The sequence below is a fragment of the Candidatus Desulfolinea nitratireducens genome, assembly GCF_982879505.1.
In genome coordinates this window covers 1-2367 of sequence record NZ_CEYOSI010000339.1, presented here as the reverse complement: position 1 = coordinate 2367, position 2367 = coordinate 1, and the positions used below count along the sequence as shown (strand labels likewise).

Annotated in this window: 2 protein-coding genes; one reads left to right on the top strand and one right to left on the bottom strand. The window is 44.3% G+C overall.

The window, feature by feature from the left end; genetic code table 11:
* Positions 1-38: 38 nt before the first annotated feature.
* On the bottom strand, positions 39-1286 hold the full coding sequence (locus AC3DOM_RS17510; protein ID WP_487920326.1) for an NAD(P)/FAD-dependent oxidoreductase: 1248 nt from the start codon (positions 1284-1286) through the stop codon (positions 39-41).
* Between the two features lie 248 nt (positions 1287-1534).
* Here AC3DOM_RS17510 and AC3DOM_RS17505 point away from each other — a divergent pair.
* Positions 1535-2367, top strand: an 833-nt coding sequence (locus AC3DOM_RS17505) for a hypothetical protein (RefSeq protein WP_487920325.1), incomplete at its 3' end; no start/stop codon positions are given.

Sequence of the window (2367 nt, the reverse complement as noted above, 5' to 3'; positions counted from 1 at the left end):
CCGTACCTGATCCAATTCAGCGTATTGAGAATCCCTTATTAAAATCGATCTGCTCTGAAAGGTGTCAAATTAATTAATGGTGTTTCTCCCAATATAATTTGCGATACCAACTTACCTGTAATCAGCCCATGGGTCATCCCCAGGGTTCCATGACCGGTGGCCAGAATTAGATTTTTTAACTTGCCATTACGCTCAATTATTGGTAGATCATCCGGTGTTGCCGGCCGATAGCCCGACCATTTGACCTCATCTTCCAATTCTTCCATGCCAGGTAGATATTCATTAACCGAGTGACGAATAGCCGCCAATCGTCTTTCGTTAATTGAAGGATCGAAACCTGCCAATTCCAGCGTACTGGTAAATCGCAACTTATCTCCCATCGGTGTTACCGCGATTTTTCGTTCAGACAAAGAGAGCGGGTATTGAGGGCTGGTAGAGGTGCGTTTGTAGGTCAGACTATATCCCTTTGCGGGTTGGATAGGCAGTCTCAGATTCAGGTCACGAGCAATCACTGGTGACCAGGCACCCGCCGCCAAAACTACCTGATTGGGAGAATAGGCACCTTTGGATGTAAGCACGGTTGAAATCTGGCGGTCAGATATCTCAAATCCAGTTACCAGCGTGCCTGTTTTAATCTCTACACCGTGATTTTTGGCAATACGCGCCATCTCGTCTACAAAATGACCAGGATTTACGTGTGCATAAGCCTCGCAATATATGCCGTGAGTAACGGCAGGCAACACATCCGGTTCTATCTGTCGCACGCCATCTGCGTCAAGCGTAGACACATCCACGCCAAATTCTTTTATCAGATCGATATCATTTCCCCATTTATCAAACCCCTCTTCGCTTTTAAAAAGAATCAACCGTCCTTTATGCTCGAAGCCAAAATCCATATCTTCTTTGGCTAATAGATCATCAAAGAGATCAAAACTACCCTGCCCCAATGATAATAAGATCGGGATTGATCGCCGCATCTGTTTTTCATTACAAGCCCGAAGAAATTTCCACAACCAACTTATAAGATCAAGATTTAGACGTGGTTTGATATAAAAGGGGCTTGTCGCATCAAATAACCATTTCAACCCCTGGCTGGGAACACCCGGTGCAGCCATGGGTATGGAAAATCCATTGGCGATCAAGCCTGCGTTGCCAAAAGAACTACCCGCTCCAATATCATCCTTTTCAAGGACAGTCACTGACCGGCCTTGCCTGGCCAGATAATAGGCGATAGATACACCGATAATTCCGCCACCAATGATGATGATGTCTTTTTTTCGATCCATAAATGTGATCTCTCAGTTGGACAAATTCTTTTTTGAAGTGATACCTATTATCCCAATAAATAATAAACGGCTTCCAGTTGGATTACCAGAGGCAGTTTTTCTTTTTGCAAAGGGGCGAAAATAGGAATAAATGATTATTATTGATAGGTGACCAATATCCCATCAGCACCTTTCATTTTTGAAAGGTGTTTTATCGCACTTTTATGTCACAATATAGACCTCAAAAAAAACATGTAAAGGAGATAGAAGTGAACAGAAATAAGCTATTTTTAAGCACATTATTTGCAATCATTTTTTTAGCTATACAGGTAATTGCCGTTGGGGCAGCACCCGCCATGGAGGAGACTACTCCTGAGGTTGGTAGCGTTTCAAGCATTACGCTGGAAACCGATCCCGGGACTGGTCTTACAACGGTGGTCGTGGTTTATACATATGAGACCGGAGAGCCGCAAACTGTGGCCCTCAGTCTTGAAGAAGCCGCTGAACTTGGATTGGTGATTGATGATGGCACAGGAATTTATGTAGTAAACGAAACCATGCTTTCTGCTGAGGCCGAGAAAGAACATCCGGTTGGCTCTGCCCTTTCAGAGTTCTTCAGCAATTTCTTAGGGGTAAGCTGCGGCGAAACAACTCCCGTAGAAACAACTGGCGCAGAAACAAGTGGCGAAGGTTGCTACGGAACAATCATGCAATACCATGAGGAAGGCGCTGGTTTTGGAGTAATAGCTCAAGCCTTATGGATGGCAAATGCTCTTGAAAGCGACACAGTTAGCTTCTCTACAATCATGGAAGCCAAGATCAACAAGGATTTCAGTACCATTGAAATGCCCGATGGCAGCACTCCAACAAACTGGGGGCAGTTCCGAAAAGCTGTTAAATCCCTTGATAGCGACAGCGAAAAAACCAAAAACAATCTGGGAGCGATCAAATCCGGTCATGCGAATAGCGACTCGGAAGAAGATACACAAACCGAGTTGAAAAAAAATGGTAAGCCTGATAAAGAACCTGGCAAACTTGATAAAGAAACCGGAAAGCCAGATAAAGAAACCGGAAAGCCAGATAAAGAAACTGGAAAGCCTGA